Origin of the sequence: Streptomyces sp. BE303, from assembly GCF_036290945.1 — a bacterium.
In the GTDB taxonomy this organism is placed as follows: domain Bacteria; phylum Actinomycetota; class Actinomycetes; order Streptomycetales; family Streptomycetaceae; genus Kitasatospora.
This window is the reverse complement of sequence record NZ_JAQYWZ010000871.1, coordinates 1-478: the sequence shown is the minus strand read 5'-3', so window position 1 is coordinate 478 and position 478 is coordinate 1. Positions and strand designations below refer to the sequence as shown.

General features: G+C 72.6%; 1 protein-coding gene. It reads left to right on the top strand.

The annotated features are described in order from the left end of the window. The coding region (locus PUR56_RS31270; protein WP_329951444.1) for a polyketide synthase at positions 1-478 on the top strand (478 nt) is incomplete at both ends.

The following is a 478-nucleotide window of genomic DNA, read 5'->3' as shown; positions in this document are numbered from 1 at the left end:
TGCGCAGTGGGGAGTGCGAGCTGGCGTTGGCCGGTGGCGTGACGGTGATGGCGACGCCGGGGACGTTCGTCGGGTTCTCGCGGCAGCGGGGCCTCGCGGCCGACGGTCGGTGCAAGTCCTTCGCCGAGGGCGCGGACGGTACCGGGTGGGGCGAGGGTGTCGGCATGCTGCTGGTGGAGCGGTTGTCGGACGCGCAGCGTCTGGGGCACCCGGTCCTGGCGGTGGTGCGGGGCAGTGCGGTGAACCAGGACGGTGCGTCCAATGGTCTGACCGCGCCGAACGGTCCGTCGCAGCAGCGGGTGATCCGCCAGGCGTTGGAGTCGGCGGGTCTGTCGGCGCGGGACGTGGACGCGGTGGAGGCGCACGGGACGGGTACCTCGCTCGGTGACCCGATCGAGGCCCAGGCGCTCCTCGCCACCTACGGTCAGGGTCGTCACGGCGTTCCGCTGTGGCTGGGGTCGGTGAAGTCGAACCTCGG